The sequence below is a fragment of the Bradyrhizobium sp. 199 genome, assembly GCF_023073355.1.
GTDB lineage: Bacteria > Pseudomonadota > Alphaproteobacteria > Rhizobiales > Xanthobacteraceae > Bradyrhizobium.
Window position 1 is genome coordinate 36,530 of the sequence record NZ_JADPJI010000008.1, and the last position, 18,551, is coordinate 55,080.

Annotated in this window: 17 protein-coding genes; 5 read left to right on the forward strand and 12 right to left on the reverse strand. The window is 64.9% G+C overall.

The genetic code is table 11. The features are described 5' to 3' along the window. Positions 1-156: 156 nt before the first annotated feature. The 6 genes from IVB28_RS22685 to IVB28_RS22710 all read right to left on the reverse strand — a co-directional run bounded on the left by IVB28_RS22685 (position 157) and on the right by IVB28_RS22710 (position 6,788). Positions 157-3,345: an efflux RND transporter permease subunit gene (locus IVB28_RS22685; protein ID WP_247529170.1), complete on the reverse strand. Its 3,189-nt coding sequence runs from the start codon at positions 3,343-3,345 to the stop codon at positions 157-159. Further along, positions 3,342-4,763 carry an efflux RND transporter periplasmic adaptor subunit gene (locus tag IVB28_RS22690; RefSeq protein ID WP_247529171.1) on the reverse strand — a complete coding sequence of 474 codons (1,422 nt, stop codon included), beginning with the start codon at positions 4,761-4,763 and terminating at the stop codon, positions 3,342-3,344. Before IVB28_RS22690 ends, IVB28_RS22685 begins: the two co-directional genes overlap by 4 nt. Before the next feature lie 79 nt (positions 4,764-4,842). Beyond that, complete coding sequence (locus tag IVB28_RS22695; protein ID WP_247529172.1) at positions 4,843-5,232, reverse strand: FixH family protein; 390 nt, start codon at positions 5,230-5,232, stop codon at positions 4,843-4,845. A 101-nt stretch (positions 5,233-5,333) separates the two neighbouring features. Beyond that, complete coding sequence (locus tag IVB28_RS22700; RefSeq protein WP_247530138.1) at positions 5,334-5,696, reverse strand: hypothetical protein; 363 nt, start codon at positions 5,694-5,696, stop codon at positions 5,334-5,336. Positions 5,697-5,830: 134 nt separating this feature from the next. Continuing rightward, complete coding sequence (locus IVB28_RS22705; protein WP_247529173.1) at positions 5,831-6,583, reverse strand: hypothetical protein; 753 nt, start codon at positions 6,581-6,583, stop codon at positions 5,831-5,833. A 16-nt stretch (positions 6,584-6,599) separates the two neighbouring features. Next, complete coding sequence (locus IVB28_RS22710; RefSeq protein ID WP_247529174.1) at positions 6,600-6,788, reverse strand: hypothetical protein; 189 nt, start codon at positions 6,786-6,788, stop codon at positions 6,600-6,602. Between the two features lie 255 nt (positions 6,789-7,043). Here IVB28_RS22710 and IVB28_RS22715 point away from each other — a divergent pair, with 255 nt between their 5' ends. Continuing rightward, positions 7,044-8,021 carry a DUF2336 domain-containing protein gene (locus IVB28_RS22715; protein ID WP_247529176.1) on the forward strand — a complete coding sequence of 326 codons (978 nt, stop codon included), beginning with the start codon at positions 7,044-7,046 and terminating at the stop codon, positions 8,019-8,021. Positions 8,022-8,170: 149 nt separating this feature from the next. On the opposite strand, the gene IVB28_RS22720 is transcribed toward IVB28_RS22715, so the two are convergent. Genes IVB28_RS22720 through IVB28_RS22730 form a run of 3 tightly spaced genes read right to left on the reverse strand, consistent with a single transcriptional unit; the run spans position 8,171 to position 11,123 of the window. Beyond that, a complete protein-coding gene (locus IVB28_RS22720) occupies positions 8,171-8,515 on the reverse strand; it encodes a DUF1491 family protein (protein ID WP_247529178.1) in 345 nt (114 codons plus the stop codon). 57 nt (positions 8,516-8,572) lie between these two features. Beyond that, positions 8,573-9,277: a peptidoglycan-binding domain-containing protein gene (locus tag IVB28_RS22725; protein ID WP_247529179.1), complete on the reverse strand. Its 705-nt coding sequence runs from the start codon at positions 9,275-9,277 to the stop codon at positions 8,573-8,575. After that, positions 9,270-11,123 carry an ATP-binding protein gene (locus IVB28_RS22730; RefSeq protein WP_247529180.1) on the reverse strand — a complete coding sequence of 618 codons (1,854 nt, stop codon included), beginning with the start codon at positions 11,121-11,123 and terminating at the stop codon, positions 9,270-9,272. The genes IVB28_RS22725 and IVB28_RS22730 overlap by 8 nt, the downstream gene beginning before the upstream one ends. 411 nt (positions 11,124-11,534) lie before the next feature. Here IVB28_RS22730 and IVB28_RS22735 point away from each other — a divergent pair, with 411 nt between their 5' ends. Then, a complete protein-coding gene (locus IVB28_RS22735) occupies positions 11,535-11,969 on the forward strand; it encodes a DUF5330 domain-containing protein (RefSeq protein ID WP_247529181.1) in 435 nt (144 codons plus the stop codon). 67 nt (positions 11,970-12,036) lie between these two features. Further along, positions 12,037-12,465, forward strand: coding sequence for a SufE family protein (locus tag IVB28_RS22740; protein WP_247529182.1), 429 nt, complete (start codon positions 12,037-12,039; stop codon positions 12,463-12,465). Between the two features lie 119 nt (positions 12,466-12,584). Here the strand turns inward: IVB28_RS22740 and IVB28_RS22745 are convergent, their stop codons facing one another. After that, positions 12,585-13,004, reverse strand: coding sequence for a MucR family transcriptional regulator (locus IVB28_RS22745; protein WP_247529183.1), 420 nt, complete (start codon positions 13,002-13,004; stop codon positions 12,585-12,587). 137 nt (positions 13,005-13,141) lie between these two features. Further along, a complete protein-coding gene (locus IVB28_RS22750) occupies positions 13,142-14,017 on the reverse strand; it encodes a DUF308 domain-containing protein (RefSeq protein ID WP_247529184.1) in 876 nt (291 codons plus the stop codon). Between the two features lie 309 nt (positions 14,018-14,326). On the opposite strand from IVB28_RS22750, the gene IVB28_RS22755 reads away from it, so the two are divergent. Both IVB28_RS22755 and IVB28_RS22760 read left to right on the forward strand, forming a co-directional pair. Then, complete coding sequence (locus IVB28_RS22755) at positions 14,327-15,976, forward strand: glycosyltransferase family 39 protein (RefSeq protein WP_247529185.1); 1,650 nt, start codon at positions 14,327-14,329, stop codon at positions 15,974-15,976. Positions 15,977-16,154: 178 nt separating this feature from the next. Further along, the gene (locus IVB28_RS22760) at positions 16,155-16,934 is read left to right on the forward strand and encodes a class II aldolase/adducin family protein (RefSeq protein WP_247529186.1); all 780 of its coding nucleotides are present in this window, start codon (positions 16,155-16,157) and stop codon (positions 16,932-16,934) included. 203 nt (positions 16,935-17,137) lie between these two features. Here the strand turns inward: IVB28_RS22760 and IVB28_RS22765 are convergent, their stop codons facing one another. Beyond that, positions 17,138-18,532 (reverse strand): M20/M25/M40 family metallo-hydrolase, encoded by a 1,395-nt coding sequence (locus IVB28_RS22765; RefSeq protein ID WP_247529188.1) that lies wholly within the window; start codon positions 18,530-18,532, stop codon positions 17,138-17,140. Between the last annotated feature and the right edge of the window lie 19 nt (positions 18,533-18,551).

Below are 18,551 nucleotides of genomic sequence, written 5' to 3' on the forward strand. Positions count from 1 at the left end.
AAGAAACGGGACAATCCTATCCCGTCGGCCCGGGAGGACAAGAGCAATCAATGGGTTCCCGAATGCATTCACCAGGGCCGGACCGACCGGCCGGCGCGAGATCCCGGGCGTTGTAGGGGGATAGGCGGGTCCAGCTGGTCGCGTCCGCCACTGATCCTATTCGGCCGCTTGCGGAGGGTGCATTGCGTCCGCCAAATCCGCGGCCGGTTCGTCGGTGAGCGCCGGTTGCTCGCCGCCCGGCAGTCCCCGCGCCTTGACCAGGCCGAAGATCGCCGGAATCACAATCAGCGTCAGCAGCGTCGATGAGATCATCCCGCCGATCATCGGCACGGCGATGCGCTGCATGATCTCCGATCCGGCACCGGTGCTCCACATGATCGGCAGCAGGCCCGCCATGATGGCGACCACGGTCATCATCTTGGGTCGGACGCGCTCGACGGCGCCCACCATGATGGCGTCGTGGAGATCCCCCCGGGTGAAGACCCTGCTCTCGGCGCCGCGCCTCGCCTTCATCTCGGCCAGTGCGTGATCGAGATAGATCAGCATCACGACACCGGTCTCGGCGGCGACCCCTGCAAGCGCGATGAAGCCGACGGCGACCGCGACCGACAGGTTGAAGCCGAGCCACCACATCATCCAGATGCCGCCGACCAGCGCGAACGGCAGCGACAGCATGACGATGAGGGTTTCGGTCAGGGCCCTGAAGTTCAGGTACAGCAGCAGGAAGATGATCGTGAGCGTTACAGGCACCACGATCTTCAGGCGGGCGGCGGCCCGCTGCAAATATTCATACTGGCCGCTCCAGAGGATGTAGGTGCCGGCGGGAAACTGGATGCTTTCCGTCACGGCGCGTTGCGCATCAGTGACGTAACTGCCGATGTCGCGATCGCGGATGTCGACGTAGATGTAGGTCGCCAGTTGACCGTTTTCCGTCCGGATCGACGTCGGTCCCCGGGCCGGCTCGACCTTCGCGACCTCGCCGAGCGGCACGGCGCCGCCCGACGGCATCGGTACCAGGATATCGCTGGCGATCGCCTTTGGATTGTCGCGCAGGTCGCGCGGATAGCGCATATTTACCGTGAACCGCTGCCGGCCTTCCACCGTCGTCGTCACCGTCTGACCACCGAGAGCGGCCGCGATCGTATCCTGAACGTCCTGGATCAGGATGCCATAGCGGGCGAGCGCCTCGCGGTCCGGGACGATTTCGAGATAGTAGCCGCCGATGCCGCGCTCAGCGTAAGCCGACGACGTTCCCGGGACGGTCTTGATCACCCGTTCGACCTGTCGCGCCAGCCGGTCAATCTCGACGAGATCGGTGCCCATGACCTTGACGCCAACAGGCGTACGGATGCCCGTCGACAGCATGTCAATGCGCGCCTTGATCGGCATCGTCCAGGCGTTCGTGACGCCGGGAAACTGCAGCGCCTTGTCCATCTCCGCAACGAGACTGTCGATGGTGACGCCGGGGCGCCACGACTCTTTCGGCTTCAAATTGACCACCGTCTCGAACATTTCGGTCGGAGCCGGGTCGGTCGCGGTTGCCGCCCGTCCCGCCTTGCCATAGACGGACGCGACCTCCGGGAACGACTTGATGATGCGATTCTGGGTCTGCATCAGCTCGGCCGCCTTGGTCACCGAGATGCCGGGCAGCGTCGTCGGCATGTAGAGCAGCGTTCCCTCGTTCAGCGCCGGCATGAACTCGGTGCCAAGCTGGCGGGCCGGCCATGCCGTGACGGCAATGACTGCGAGGCAAGCCAGGATCACCAGCGTCTTGGCGCGAAGCACGCCCTTGATCACGGGCCGGTAGATCCAGATCAGAAAACGATTGATGACATTCCTGCCCTCCGGCACGATCCGGCCGCGGACGAAGATCACCATCAGCGCCGGAACCAGGGTGACCGACAGCAGGGCCGCAGCGGCCATCGAGAACGTCTTGGTGAACGCCAGCGGGCTGAACAGCCGCCCCTCCTGCGATTCCAGCGTGAAGATCGGCATGAACGACACGGTGATGATCAGCAGGCTGAAGAACAGCGCCGGGCCGACTTCGGACGCTGCATCGATCAGGATCTGAACGCGGGACCGATCTGGCCCGGCGCGTTCGAGGTGCTTGTGGGCGTTCTCGATCATGACGATCGCGGCATCCACCATGGCGCCGATCGCAATCGCGATGCCTCCCAGGCTCATGATGTTCGACCCGAGGCCCAGCAGCTTCATGGCACCAAACGCCATCAGCACGCCGACCGGCAGCATCAGGATCGCGACCAGCGCGCTGCGGACGTGCAGCAGGAACACGATGCAGACCAGCGCCACGACGATGCTCTCCTCCAACAGCGTGTGCTTGAGCGTGTCGATGGCCGCGTAGATCAAGTTGGAGCGGTCGTAGACCGGAACGATCTCCACCGACGCCGGCAGGCTGCTCGCGATCTCCTTGAAGCGCTTCTTGACGTTTTCGATCACGTCGAGGGCATTGACCCCGAAGCGCTGCAGCACGATGCCGCTTGCGACCTCACCCTCGCCGTTCAGCTCGGTGATGCCCCTGCGCTCGTCCGGTCCGAGCTCGACATTGGCGACGTCGCGGAGCAGCACCGGCGTGCCATTGCTGGTCTTCAGGACGATGTTGCCGAGATCGTTGATGCCTTTGATGTAGCCCTTGCCGCGGATAACGTATTCGAACTCGGCGAGCTCGACGGTGCGCCCGCCGACGTCGGCATTGCTGGCGCGGATCGCCTCCCGGATCTTCTGCATGGTGATGCCGCGATCCCGCATCCGCTGCGGATCGAGCACCACGTTGTACTGCTTGACGAAGCCGCCGATGCTGGCGACCTCGGCGACGCCTTCGGCCTTGGCCAGCGCAAACTTCAAATTCCAGTCCTGAATCGTGCGGGTATCCGCCAGGTTCAATTCCTTTGACAGGACGGCGTACTGGTAGACCCAGCCGACGCCGGTCGCATCTGGCCCGATGGTCGGGCTGACGCCGGCGGGAAGTCTGGATGACGCGCCGTTCAGGAATTCAAGGACGCGCGAGCGCGCCCAATAGATGTCGGTGCCGTCCTCGAAAATCACGTAGACGAACGACACTCCGAAGAACGAGAAGCCGCGCACGACCTTCGATTTCGGCACGGTCAGCATCGCCGTCGTCAAGGGATAGGTGACCTGGTCCTCGATCACCTGCGGCGCCTGGCCGGGATATTCGGTATAGACGATGACCTGCGTGTCCGAGAGGTCCGGAATCGCATCCAGCGGAAGATGGATCAGCGCATAGAGACCGGCCGCGGCCGCAAAGCCGGTACCGAACAGCACCAGCAGCAGGTTGCGCGCGGACCAGGCGATAATGCGGGCGATCACTTGTGGTCTCCCGTCGCATGGCTGGGTTCGGAAGCGCGAGGCGCCGCCTCAGCGAAGCCTTTGAGCGCGGCCTTAAGATTGCTTTCCGCGTCGATCAGGAAGTTGGCGGATGTGACCACCGCCTCGCCGTCCGCAAGTCCGTCCCTCACTTCGATGTAGCCGCCGCCGCGCCGGCCGAGCTTCACCTCACGCGGCTCGAAGCGCCCCTCCCCCTTGTCGACGAGGACGGCCTGGCGCGTGCCGGTATCGAGCACGGAGCTATCCTGTATCGCCAGCACGGGCGCGCCATCCGCCGTGTCGATGTCGGCATCGACGTACATGTCCGGCAGCAGCACCGCATCGGGGTTGGCGAGCTCGATCCGGACACGAACCGTCCGGGTATCGCGGTTCACCTGCGGATAGATGACGGCGATCTTGCCGCCGAAGAGACGGCCAGGAAAGCTCCGCGCGCGCACCGCCACGGACTGCCCCACCGCGATATTGCCGAGATCGCGCTCGGCGACGTCGGCCAGCGCCCAGACCAGCGACGTGTCCGCAATTCGGAACAACACGTCGCCGGGATTGGCGCGCATGCCTTCGATCGCGTTACGCTCGAGCACGACGCCGTCGCGCGGCGCCGACCAATGCACGGTGACGGGTGCGACGCGCGCCCGCTCCATCTCGGCGATGGCCTGCTCGGGGACGTCGAGATTGGCCAGCCGCTGCCGCGAGCCGCGGCCGTACATCTCGACGCCGCCCACCGTCCTGGAAGTGATCGTCGCAAGATATTCCGCCGCCGCCGACGCGACCGCCGAACTGTAGATCTCCATCAAGGGCTGACCCGCCTTCACGCGCGTGCCGGTGGTCACGTCGGCGACCTTCTGCACAAAACTTTCGGCGCGCATCGCGATCACCGAAACGCGGCGCTCGTCGAGTTGGATCGTGCCGGGCGCCTTGACCGAGACGCGGATCGCACGCCGCTCGACGGGTTCGGATTTCACGCCGGTGCGCTGGATCTTGCCCGGCGAAAGCTTCACCATGCCGTCGTCCATCTCCTCGCCTTCGTAGACGGGGACATAGTTCATCCCCATCGGATCCTTCTTCGGAACCGGCGAGGTATCGGGCAGGCCCATGGGATTGCGATAGTAGAGGATTTTTCGCGATGAAGCCGCTTGCGGCGGCTTCGGTCCCGCCGCGACCGCCTTATCGTCCTCGTAGACCGGCAGATAATCCCGCCCGCGGTCGTCCTTCTTCGGACCGGCGGACCAGAGCGGCGCGCCGCTGGGATCGCGGTAGTAGAGCGGAGTTCGGTCCGCTGGTGCCGCAGCCGGGGTCACCTCCGCATGAACGGACCAGCGCCCGCCGTTCGAGGACCAGTACGCGCCCAAGGCCAGGCCACCGCCCAGAGCGAGAGTCGTCAGGAGACGCAGCGTCTTCATCGTGTATCTTCTCGCGCTCGGCGCGCGTCCATGTGAATGGGAAAGAGAAGTTCGGACGCCGCGAGCGGCGTCCGAACGCTCACTTGGTCGCCGTGACGATCACCTTGCCGGTAACGGTCTCCGACTCGCCCTGCACCTTTGCCGACAGCGTGACCTGGTAGCGGCCGGCCATCGGCAGATCTGTCCTGAAGGCGTAGACGCCCGGCTCCTTCGAGGGCAGCGGCGCCACCGCCGATTCCATCTCGGCCATCCCGTCCGGGGCCATGTCGACGCGGGTCTTGAAGATGACGGCGTCCGCCACCGGCTTGCCGGTCTGCTTGTTGGTCAGGCGAACGGACAGCGTGACGTCGTCGCCCTTCTTCATTTGTGCATTGACGGGCTCGAAGGCGTAGTCGGCGCCGCCCGCGATCGCCGCGGAAGCGGCAAGCGAAAGGGTGGCGGCGAGCGCCGCGCTGAATTTGGAGAGCATTGTCCTGTCCTCATGAATTGATCTCTCGCCGTGGCGCATGGCGCGCACGTCAGTCGTCGTCGCGAGCAAGCGTGCAGCTCGCGTCTCAGGGCTGAGCGAGATCAGATTCGAGGAGGTCGGAAGGGAGGACTGCCGCCGCGGAAGGACACGACCTGGTCCGCGGGAATGGCGATCTTGCTCGCCGTTACGGCGAAATGCCCGAAGGCGACGGGCCTGATGTCATCCAGCACAATGGTGCCGCCGACGCAGCAAAAGCCCATCCCGCATTTGTGGCCGCCAGACTCGGAGGGCGTCCCCTTCATGTCGGGGCAACAATCGTCCATCGCCATCTCGGCGGCGCTCATGTGCATCGCCGCCTGCATATCGTCCGACGACATTGCGAGGCGAGAAGCGGACACGCCGACCGGCAGCATCGCCAGGGATATGGCGATCGCGAATGCCAGGATGGTACGGACGAACCGCATCGATATCGACTTACCTTTCGGGTCGGGTCTAGATAACATATTCCGGCGTCCGAGGCATTCTTTGATCCCGGTCAAGCATTCGTGATGGGGGTGCTGGCCGGTCGCCGGGCTGCGGAGGCCGCGGCGCAAAACCGTCAGCCCTTCGAGACGACCGCGCGGCCGTAAGGCGGTTGCCCCTGGACCGGCGGGTTGGCAGTCTGGGCGGCGAGTTCGCCAATCAGGCGGTCGGCGTCGGCAGCCATGACGTCGGGGGCCTGGATCACCAGGCGTTCCAGCGCCCAGCGGTAGGACGAGACGCGCTGCTCCAGGCACTGCTGCACCCACTGCACGATCAGTGAGTTCTCCTGCATGCGCGCGACCGCGTCGTCCCTCTCCTTGGGCGAAAGCGCGGAAACGCGCGCCATGCTGGCATCGCGCTTCCTGTCGAGATCGATGACGCGGATCGCGCTGCCGAAGAACGGCTCGAAACGGGTGACGTCGTTGCGCACGTCCTCGATCAGCTGCGCATAGCGCGAGGAATGCGAGCGGTGCGGCTCGTCGATCAGCGTGCGTCCGTACATGGTGCGGTCAAACACGATCTTCTGACGCCAGGGCGATGGCAGCGGCTTGTAGTCGCCGAACACGCTCTTCCAGGCGGGACGCGACAGCGGCGGCTCGATCATGGGATAGGCGAGGTCGCGCAGCTGACGCTCTTCGTCGGTGAGCTGGAACTGCGAAGGCTTCAGGCCGACGCTGGAGGTGACCTCCGCGCCCAGCCAGCGATGCATGTCGTCGCTGCGCATGCTCTCGCGGGTGCGGCCGAAATCACCGCCGCTGCACGCACCGAGCGTGGCTGCGAGCAGGACGGCCGATATGACGGGCCGGATCTGGCGGATGGTGTCCGGCATTGCACGAAGCCGGATGTCAGCGACGGCGACGACGGCGCCCCGGCGCTGTGCCCTGCTCAGGCCCGTGATCGCCGCTGGTTTCATCTGCCTCGCGCTCGATACGGATGACGGGAAGGATCAGGATCGTTCCCATGTCCGTGCGCGGAGCGACATCCCCCGACGAGCCCACCCGGCGACCGGCCGGAAATTCAATGATGGTCCCCATGTCAGCTCTCTTCAATTGCCGCGCGACCGAATGCGCCCCTGCAACATGCAATTCATTAAGATCAGTTCATGGTTAACGGGGTGTAAACGCTCCGATCGAACCGTATCCGCACGGGCGGGCCGCGGCGCCCCCGTTGAGTTCCGCGATCGCGACAAGTCGAGCGTTCGGCTTCACGCCTCGTTTTCCTTAACGAGCCTTTAAAGGAGCCTGCGATAGGCTGGCGACGAGTATCTCTTCCAGGTCGCGTATCTCTCCATGACCAAGTCGCTGTTTCCCGGATTCGACGGGCTGATGTCCCTCTCCCGTCGCGAAGGCGTCGATGTTCGGCCGACGCTGCTGCGCGTGCTGACCGACCTTTACGTCCAGAAGAGCACCCACACCGAGGACGAACGGCGTCAGTTTACCGAGCTTGCAACCCGGCTGATCGACCAGGTCGACGATGCGACGCGCGCGGCCATCAAGGCCAAGCTCGCGATCTATCCGAAGACGCCCGTCGCAGTGCTGCAGAAACTCGGGCTGGTCGCCGCGCAGGAAGGCCGCAGGGTTCCGCTCGCCCGCGAGATCCCAACTCCCGCACCCGCCCCTGCGCCGGTCCGCACGCCCTCGGACGCTGAGCTGCGCATGGCCTCGAACATGGCGATGCAGCCGAAGGACGCCGCCGAGATCCACGACATGTTCTTCCGCGCCGGCGCATCCGAGCGCGCGCTGATCCTGCACAATCTGGCGCAGACCCCGCTGAAGGCCGCGCCCCGGATTCCGACCCTGCGTGCCAAGCGCGCGATCCAGATCCTGGAGATGGCGGCGATTGCGGGCGATGCCGACAACTTCACCCTGGAGCTCGGCGACAGCCTGATCTTGCCCTCGCGCGTCGCAACCCAGATCGTCGACGACGCCGGCGGCGAAGCGCTCGCGGTTGCCGCGCGGGCGCTCGACATGCCGAGCCCAAACTTCCAGCGCATATTGCTGTTCTTCAAGCCGGAGATCGGCACGTCCGTGAACGAGGTGTACCGGCTGTCGCGGCTCTACGACCGCCTCGGCGACCGCTCGGCGCTGGTGATGCTGGCGGCCTGGCGCGGCTCGACGCTCGCCGTCACCCGCGCAAAGTACCAGTCGTCATTGCACGACGGCGAACGCCAGCGCGCCCGCGCCGGCGCGAGCCAGACGCGGCCGGGCGTGCAGCCCGGTGCGATGCCGCCGCGCCGCACCGGTACCGACGGATCGTCGGAACGCTGATTTGCTCGTGCCCTGACACCGAGCGTCAGGCGCGCAGCATCTCTCCCGGTTCGTCATTGCGAGCAGCTCTTGCGACGAAGCAATCCAGAGTCCCTCCGCGGAAGGATTCTGGATTGCTTCGCTGCGCTCGCAACGACCGCGAGCAGCAGTTACGCCTTCGCCAGTTCCAGAAAATGCCGCCCGGCGCGGTCTTCGGTCTCGACGATCCAGGCGTCCGGATCGAAGCGGATTTCCCTGGTCAGCCGTTCCTCGATGGTATGCTCCGGCAAGGACTGCGGCGCGACCGGCACGAAGAAGCGATCGACGGGGCGCTCATCGTCATAAACGGTCTGAGGCGCCGGCACGTAGAGCATCGCATTGCCGTCGAGCAGCGACACCTTCACGAACACCGCGCCCGCTTCCTCGGCACCGCGACGGCGCACCGCGCCGAACACGCCCTCGGTCTGGCACCGGCGCAGGTAAGCCGCGACCCATATGTTGGATTTCAAACGCATGAGTCGAACGATAGGCCAGCCGCGCAGCCAGCGCCAGCCGTCGCACGCGCGTGGATATTATTCGACGGGATGGCCGATCGCGGCCCCGAGCTCGCGCAGCAGGCGGTCGGACACCTGGCCGGTGACCTGCATCTTGTGCTCGCGTTCGAACTTCTGGATCGCGGACTGAGTCTCTCCGCTCATCGTGCCCGTGATCCTCAAATTGCCGTAGCCAAATTCGGACAGCGCGCGCTGCACGCCGGCGATACGCCGTGCGGCTGGGCTCTGCGGCACGGGAATGGGGGCCGGCGGACGCATAGCGGACGGCGGCGGCGAGGTCGTTTGCTTGACCAGATTGGCCATCGGATCGTTCGAGCGCATCGAGGCGGTCGCCTCCACGGGCTTTTCGGACGCCTTCTCGGCGGCGCGCTCGGCGGGTCTGGGCTCGGCGCGGAATTCCGTCGCACGCGGCTCGAGCGGCGATGTGTCGGCGCCGACGGGGCGCGGACGCGGCAACGGATTTGACAGCGACGCGGAGGACGGCGCGGGAAGATTGATCACCGTGCCGAACATCGGCGCGGGATGCCGGCCGGTCTGGAGGAACAGCGCATTGGCAACGATCGCACCGATCGCGGCGACGGCGACGAGGCCGGCCAGCGTGTCCTTGGGGCTGTGCAGCAGCACGCGCATGACTAAATTGCGCTCGGTCTCGACATCCACAACCGCGGCTTTGGCGCCACGGCGGCGGGGAGCGGCTTCGTCCTTTGCAGACTTCCTAGGCACTTTTCTTCACCAGAGCGGGTTGATCCTGAGTTTGTTCCTGAGTTTCCTGGCGCAGCACCGGCGTCAGCGTGGCGATCTTGCTCTCGACCGGCTTGACTTGCGGCGGCGTGTAGACGAGCGGCAGCTTGACGGTGACGGCGGTGCCCTCCCCGAGCTTGCTTTGTACCGTCAATTCGCCGAGATGCAACGCCACGAGGCTCTTTACGATCGAAAGTCCGAGGCCGGTGCCTTCGTGACGGCGCTGATAGGTCTTGCCCGCCTGGAAGAACGGCGCGCCGATACGCTTGAGATCGTCGGGCGCGATGCCGACGCCGGTGTCGCTGACGCGCAGCGTCAGCTGCGATCCCGTCACGGCAGCGGAAACGGAAACCTGGCCGCCGCGCTCGGTGAACTTGATGGCGTTGGCGACAAGATTGAGCACGATCTGTTTGAAAGCCCTGGGATCGCCGGTCATGACGGGCAGATCCTGCGGCGCGTCGGTGACGAGGTCGATGCCGTTCTCCCGCGCCTTCAGCGCCAGCAGGTTGCAGCAATGCATCAGCGAGGCGCGCGGCGCGAACGGCTCGGACGCGATCTCGAAATGACCCGACTCCATCTTCGACATGTCCAGGATGCCGTTGACGAGCGATAGCAGATGCTGGCCGGAATCGTTGATGAGCTGGGCATATTCCTTGCGCTGGGCTGCACCCAGCATCAGGGTTTGCTCCTGCGTCATCATCTCGGAGAAGCCGATGATGGCGTTGAGCGGCGTCCGCAGCTCGTGGCTCATGGTGGCGAGGAAGCGCGTCTTGGCGGCATCGGCTGCTTCAGCGGCGCTGCGCGCCTGATCCAGCGCCTGCTCGGAAAGCTTGTGGCCGGTGACGTCGCGCATCACGGCGACGACTTCGGCCTCGCGCGTGACGTCGCTATGAGGATTCTGGCCCATATCGTGGCCGAAGGGGCGGCAGCGCATCTCCACCCAGAGAAAATCGATCTGACCGCGCTCCGACCCATCCGGCTCACGGCGCAGCCGGAACTCGACGCTGCGCACATCGCCGCGCGCAGCATCGGACAGCGCGGTGAGATAGGCCGGGCGATCGGCGACATGGACGCGGTCGAACAGGCCATGACCGAGCAGTTGCGCCACCGGCATGCCGAGCATAGCCTCCGCCGCCGGCGAGATGAACTGGACCGCGCCGTTGCGCTGATGCCGCGAAATCACGTCGCTCATGTTGCGCGCGAGCAGACGATAGCGTTCCTCTTCGCGCGACAGCAGCGCAACGCCGGTGCGCGCGAGCGATTCCGCGCCGAAGGCGAGGCCCGCGGCATAGAGCGTCGCCGAGGCGACGCCGCACGCCATCAGCACGCCGCGCTCTGCGACGCTGGTGTCTGCCGACGGCAGCCAGCCGAGCTGACTGAGGAGGATCAGGATTCCCGCGCAGGACAGCGCGAGCAATGACGCGAAGGCGGTGACCCGGCGCGAGGCCGACAGCGCGGCTTCGAGGGGAACCACGACCAGCCAGACCGCGGCGAATGATCCGATGCCGCCCGTCGTGCCCGCCACCGCCATGATCAGGCCGGCGAGCGCCAACGACGACAGCACATGCGCACCTTCATAGCGGCCGGTGCGCGACAGGAACCAGGATAGCAGGATCGGCGCGATCAGCCATGCGAAAGCGGCGACCTCGATCGCGCTCGGCGCGCCGCGCATGGCGAGATAGACCGGGAAAGCGGCAAAGGCCGCCAGGCTGCCGAGCAGACGCGGCGCCATGAAGGCACGATGGCGCGCTCGCATCAGCGCATCGTAACGCGCGGAGGGATGCAGCAGCGCATCGAGACAATCGCGGATGATACTCAAAACTGTCACGGGTCTCGCGCTTCAGCTCAATCGTCTTTAGAAGACGCGCCGGAACGCCTCCTTATCGTTGAGCCACCGTGTCAGAGCGACCTTAAACGAGTGCTAAAGCGGCGCGGAGTGCGGCCGGACGCCGGGACATCGCGGGGCTTTTTAGATGATTTGCCGACGTCTTCAGTGAGGATGGTGAACACAGGGTTTCACCTTCCCGCTCATGGTTTCGAATTGGTGGATGCGGCCTGGCAGCAGAATCACCGGCCTCGGCGTCAATCGAAAATTTACGACACCTTCGATCCCCGGGAATTTTGCGTAAATTTTCCGCGAATTAAGCTCAAGGCAATCACTTGCGATTTATCGAGAGTTGCTAGGTCCGACTTCCGCGGAGATCGCCGCGGGCGGGATCTAACATACAGGTCGACAAAGATGCGCTTTCTGCTTCGCATCACATTCTGGCTCGGGCTGGTGCTGGTGCTCCTGCCCAGGGACAAGACATCTGAATCGGAGAAGCTGCCGCAGATCGGCGCCGCCGACGCGGTGCAGGCTGCGACCGCGGCCGTCTCCGACATGACCCAATTCTGCAAACGCCAGCCGGCGGCCTGCGAGGTCGGCGGACAGGCCGCGACCATCATCGGCCAACGCGCCCAGGACGGCGCACGCAAGATCTACCAGATCATCAACGACAAGAACGAGCAGACCACCAAGGACAAGAACGAGAAGAACGACAAGAAGGCGCCCGACCATACCGGCTCGATCGCGGTGGCCGGCGAAGGCGATGGCGCCTCGAGCGAAGCGCCGCATGACACGCTGAACCAGGACGACCTCGCACTGGAATGGCGCGGCCCACAGCCGGCGAATTAGCGCCGAACCCTATCGATTTCGGCTCCTCGCATCCCTATATTGGCGGGAAGCGGGAACACGGGTCAGCATGACGACGATCGACGAAATCAGGGACAATTTCGAGCTTCTGGACGAGTGGGACGACCGCTACCGGTACGTCATCGAGCTTGGCCGCACTCTGGAACCGATGCCGGAGGCGGAACACTCCGCTGCCAACAAGGTGAATGGCTGTGTCAGCCAGGTCTGGCTGCAGAAGCTGGTGGACCGCAGCAATGGCGCACCGATCCTGAAATATCGCGGCGACAGCGACGCGCATATCGTACGCGGGCTGGTCGCGATCGTGCTATCGCTCTATTCGGGCCGCACGCCGCGGGAGATCCTCGATACCGACGCGATCGCGGTATTCAACGAGTTCGGCTTTCGCGATCATCTGACGCCGCAGCGCTCCAACGGCCTGCGCTCGATGGTCGAGCGGATCAAGACCGACGCGAAAGAGGCGCTCGCGGAAGCGTCGTAAGAATCTTCGCAGTCTTGTAAGGTAGGCAAAGTGGCGTGCCCACCTTCTGAGTGTGATCGAGAAAACTCGTGGGCACGGCCCAAGAGCGCCTTCGCCCATCCTGCGAAATCTCGCTGGCTCTACTTCCCCTTGTTCCGCTGCTGCTGTCCGAGGCCCATCTGCTTGGCCAGTTGCGAGCGCGCCACTGCGTAGTTCGGCGCGACCATGGGATAGTCGGCCGGCAGGCCCCACTTCTCGCGGTATTGCTCCGGCGTCATGTTGTATTGCGTGCGCAGATGGCGCTTGAGCGATTTGAACCGTTTGCCGTCTTCCAGACAGACCAGATAATCGGGCGCGATCGACTTTTTCAGCGAAACCGCCGGCTTGGCCGGCTCGAGCGGCGCCGTCTCGGTGCGGCCCGACGACACCCGCACCAGGGCGCCATGCACCTGGCTGATCAGGTTTGGAATCTCCGCAGCCGGCGTCGGATTGTTGCTGAGATAGGCCGACACGATGCTCGCGGTCAGCTCAATGAAATTCTTAGCCCCGGCATCCGACATGGGCCCGCCCTCTCTCCACCTTGCGCCTCACGGGATAGACGACGCCGAGCTATTGCGTGTCAACAATACGTTCGGCGGAAATACGACAACTGCCGAGGATGGGCTTATGACTGATGAGGTAGTTGGTCGCCGCCGTCTCAGCCCCGCTGGTCGAGATGGGAGCGCAGCTCGTCGATCGAGGCGAAGCGCATCATGCCCTCCGGCATCTGCGCTTCGATCGACCCGTCGGAATAGAGCGAATAGGCCATGCCGTCGACGATTCCGGATTTGAGCACGGTCACGGCCGGCTGCTCGAGAACTGGCGGCGGCTCAGGTGCGGGCGGCGGAGCGGCCTCCGCAAAGGTCGACGGCGAGCGCGACGGCGGGCGGCGCAAGGCGGCCGGCGGCTCCGGCGGACGCATGCGGTCCGGCTTCGGCCAGGCATCGTCGAAGGTTGCTGGCGGACTGTTCAGGGCCTCACTGGGCTCCAGAGGAAGCTGCGGCGGCGCCCCCTCGATGGCCTTCGCGTCTGCGCGCTCGCGCTCCTTGCGCGAGGTTGAAGCAAACATCAGGTTGCGCCGTCGCGGCGCTTCCGGAGGTGCCGGAGCTTCCGGCTCCGGCGACACCTCGACAGGCGGACGCTCGCGCGCGGCAGCTTCGCTCTGCCATGGCGGCGGGCCTGCCGCGGGTGGTGGCGCGGGCGGCTCGGTCCTTGCGGCCGAAGCGGGCATCGGCTCGGGCGCAGCTGCGCCCGGCCCGGCAAGACCCGGCCCGGATGCGGCAAGGCCCGGCAGCACGGGCCTGACCCGAAGCTCCGACGAGGCAGCTGCACCGGCCAGCCGGCGCGCGATCCCCTTCAGTTCCGCGACCACGACATAGAGGCCGGCCAGTAGCATTCCGGAGCAGACGGCGATCGTGCCCGAGATTATGAGAGGGCTGCCGAGGCTGAACTCCCTGACGGAGAAGCCAAACAGGATCGAAAGGAGGCCCGCCACGACGGCGAAAATCCCCGCGATCAACAATGCCAAGGTCATCGAACTCACCCCCGGCCGCACATCCGCACGCGACCCGTCACGCCACGATACCGTCATACGATGTTCCGCGCCAACGGCGAATTGCAGGCAGCGTTCCTAACGGGAAGGAAATCAGGGACTTATTCACATTCCCTTCAGTTAAGGCTCGCTACTGCTAGACTACTGTCATTATCCGGAATTGCTGCGTCGCATCAGGAATTTAGCCATAATGCCCAATTACTTGGTAATGGAACTGCGCTATAGGGAGTCCGGGGTTGAGGCCCGCGCGCGCCAGCAGGCCCAAGAGGGGATTCCGGGGCACCGATAGCCATGACATCCATCACGACTTCGGCGATCGACACGCCTCAGCGGCGCTCGGTCGAACGGACTTGCGACGATCTGGCCATGCTGGTGCTGGCGGCGGTCGCCGTCATTGCCGGCTTGACCTTCCGCGACTACGGCCTCGGCTGGGACGATTATACACACGCCGAATATGCCGATTTGTTGCTGCGCATGTTTGGTTCCGGCTTCAAGGACACCGCGGCGCTCTCCTTCGCCAACCTTTATATGTATGGCGGCGGCTTCGACATGGTCGCGGCCCTCCTGCACAAGATCATTCCGCTCGAATTGTTCGAGACGCGGCGTCTGGTCGGAGCCATCGTCGGCGTGATCGGACTTGCGGTGACGTGGCGGCTCGGCCGCCGCATCGGCGGACCGCTTGCCGGTCTTGCCTCACTCCTGCTGCTGGCGCTGTGCCCGATCTTCTACGGCCACATGTTCATGAACCCGAAGGACGCGCCCTTCGCGGTGGCCATGATCATCCTGATGCTCGGCCTCATCCGGCTTGCCGAGGAATATCCGCAACCGTCGCCGCGCACGATCCTGATCGTCGGGCTCGGCGCGGGCCTCTCGCTCGGCTGCCGCATTCTCGGCGGGCTCGCGCTGGTCTACGCGGTGTTCGGCTTCATGCCGCTGTTCCTGGAGGAACTGCGCAGCGAGGGCCTGCGCGAATCGGTCCGCCGCTTCGCCCATGTCGCCTTTGTGCTGCTGCCCGGCCTCGCATTCGGCTATCTCGTGATGGGGCTGATCTGGCCGTGGTCGATCATGGAGCCCGGCAATCCCTTCGAGGCGCTGACCTACTTCTCGCATTTCTTCGAGAAGCCGTGGAAGGAGATGTTCGACGGCGCGATCGTGTCGGTGCCGGACATGCCCTGGTCCTATCTGCCGACGCTGTTCGCGCTGCAGCTGCCCGAGGTGATGCTGGTGCTGATGGCCGGCGCCGTGGTCAGCACCTTCGCCATGCTGCCGCGACGCGAGGTTCCGGCGCGGCGCAAGACCATCCTCCTGATGCTGACGTTGGCTGCGACCCTGCCGCTGGCGATCGCGATGGTAAAGCGGCCGGCGCTGTACAACGGCATCCGGCATTTCGTGTTCGTGATTCCGCCGATGGCGGTGCTCGGCGGCGTCGCTTTCGGCTGGGCCATGGAGCGCCTGCGCGCCAATCACCGCACCTGGCAGCCGGTCGTGCTCGCCACCTTCTGCTTTGGCCTCGCGCTGTCGCTTGCCGAGATGATCCGGCTGCATCCTTATCAATACACCCACTTCAACCACATCGCCGGCACCGTGCGCGGCGCCGACGACCGCTTCATGCTGGACTATTGGGGCCTCGCGCTGAAGCAGGCTTCCGACGAATTGCGCGAGCAGATCGTCGAGCGCCAGGAAGTGCCGTCGACCAATCGCAAATGGAAGGTTGCGGTCTGCGGTCCGCAGCGCCCGGCCCAGGTCGCGCTCGGGCCCGACTTCACCATCGGCTGGGATTCCAACGCGGCCGATTTCGCGATGACGCTCGGCGAGTTCTACTGCAAGGGCCTCACCGCGCCCGTGATGGTCGAGATCAAGCGCGACGACGTGGTGTTCGCTCGCGTCTACGACATCCGCGGCCGCAGCATTTCCAGCCTGCTATCGATCCCGGCGCCGTAATTTTTTTCTTCTTGGCGTAGCCCGGATGAAGCGCAAGCCAAATCCGGGACCTCACCCGCATTCCGCAAGCGCTCCATGCAGGCTACGCTGAACTGCCGCGCGCTTGTCGCGCCTTGCAGCCAGCCGGTACCAAGACTAGCCTCCCTCCCCGCAACAACGATGTTCGGAGAGACCAGCCATGTCGCCAGCGGAAGCGCGCCTGAAAGAAGTGCCGTCTGATATGACGGAGGCCGAGTGGCAGCAACGGGTCAATCTCGCCGCCTGCTATCGCCTGGTCGCGCTGTACGGCTGGGACGACCTGGTCGACACTCACATCTCCGCGCGCGTGCCCGGCCCCGAGCACCACTTTCTCATCAATCCCTACGGACTGATGTTCGACGAGATCACCGCCTCCAGCCTCGTCAAGGTTGATTTGCACGGCAACCAGCTCTCCGAGAGCGAATACACCATCAACCCGGCCGGCTTCACCATCCATTCGGCGATCCACGAGGTGCGCGAGGACGCGATCTGCGTGCTGCATCTCCACACCCTCGACGGCACCGCGGTGTCAAGCAGCGCCGAAGGGCTGCTCCCGCTGAACCAGACCGCCCAGCTCGTCACCCACGACCTCGCCTATCACGACTATGAAGGTATCGCGCTCGACCACGAGGAGCGGCCGCGGCTGCAGAAGGATCTCGGCGACCACAATCACATGCTGCTGCGCAACCACGGCACGCTGACCGTCGGCCGCTCGGTCGCCTCGGCTTTCGAGCGCATGTATCATCTCGAGCGCGCCTGCTCGATGCAGGTGCGCACGCGCGCACTCGGCACGCCGGTCTATCCGGTCGAGGAGATTGCGATCGAGAAGAACACCGAGCTGCTCGCCAACCGCGACCGCGCCGAGCTGCGCGCCACGAACCTCGTATGGCCGCCGCTGCTGCGCAAGCTCGACCGCGAGCTGCCGGGCTACCGCTCTTGAAATTTTCGGGATTTGGTGTAGGGTAGCGTCCAACTAACCTCTACGCCTTTTGGAATGAAACGCCGCCCAATCCCGGGCGGCGTTTTTGTTTTGTGAGCTTCGTGGTCGGCAAAGCGAAGCGTGCCCACGTCTGCTATCGAGACCTCGCACGGATGGTGGGCGGCGCTATGCGCCTCTGCCCACCCCCCACGGCATCGCCGCCCTTACTTCACCTCCGCCAGCGCCGCGAGGATCCTTGCCCAGGAGCGGATGCCCTTCTGGAAGCTGCGCAGGTCGTACTTCTCGTTCGGCGAGTGAATGTTGTCGTCGTCGAGCCCGAAGCCGACCAGCAGCGAGTCGAGGCCGAGCGTGCGCTTGAAATCGGCGACGATCGGGATCGAGGCGCCGGAGCCCATCAGCACGGTCTCCTTGCCCCACTCCTCCGTCAGCGCCTTGCCGGCGGCGGCGAGCGGCTTCATGTTCCAGTCGAGTGCGACGGCAGGCGCGGCGGAATGGTCGCCGAACTCGACCTTGCAGTCGCCGGGAATGCGCGCCGTGACGTAATCGCGGAAGGCCTTGCGGATCTTTTGCGGGTCCTGCCCCTCGACCAGGCGGAACGAGACCTTTGCCGAGGCATGCGAGGGGATCACCGTCTTGGAGCCCTCGCCGATATAGCCGCCCCAGATGCCGTTGACGTCGCAAGTCGGGCGCGACGAGGCCTGCTCGATCAGGAGGCGCCCCTTCTCCCCGGCGGGGATCGACAGGCCAATCGGCTTCAAAAACATCTCCGGCGTCAGGTTGAGCTTCTTCCATTGCTCGAGGATGTCGGGCGGCAGGTCTTTCACGCCATCATAAAAGCCGGGGATGGTGATGCGATTGTCGTCGTCGAACAGACCGCCCAGAATTTTCGTGAGCAGGCGGATCGGGTTCATCGCGCTGCCGCCGAACACGCCGGAATGCAGGTCGCGATTGGCGGCGGTGATCTTCAGCTCTTCATAGAGCAGCCCGCGGAGCGAGGTGGTGATCGCCGGCGTGTTGCGGTCCCACATGCCGGTGTCGCAGACCAGCACGTAATCGGCTTTGAACTCGTCCTTGTTGGCCTCGATGAAGGGCACGAAGTTCTTCGAGCCGACCTCCTCCTCGCCTTCGATCAGGAAGGTGATGTCGATCGGCAGCGAGCCGGTCACCTTCTTCCACGCGCGACAGGCTTCGACGAAGGTCATCACCTGGCCCTTGTCGTCCTCGGCGCCGCGCGCGACGATGATCTTGCGGCCGTCGGCATGATCGGTGACCACCGGCTCGAACGGCGGCCGGTGCCAGAGATCGAGCGGATCGACCGGCTGCACGTCGTAGTGACCGTAGAAGATCACATGCGGCCGTCCGCCGGCGCCGGTCTTGCCGACGATGGCGGGATGGCCGGCGGTCGGCCTCACCTCAGTGGCGATGCCGAGAGTAGCGATGTCCTTGGCAAGATGCTCCGCCGCCGCCTTGCAATCCCCGGCAAAGGCCGGATCCGCGGAGATCGACTTGATCCGCAGCAGCGCGAACAGGCGCTCCAGGCTATTGTCGAAATCCTTGTCGATGTGGTCGAGCACGGATTGAAGCTGCGCATTGGCCATGGTCGGATTCCTGACTTTT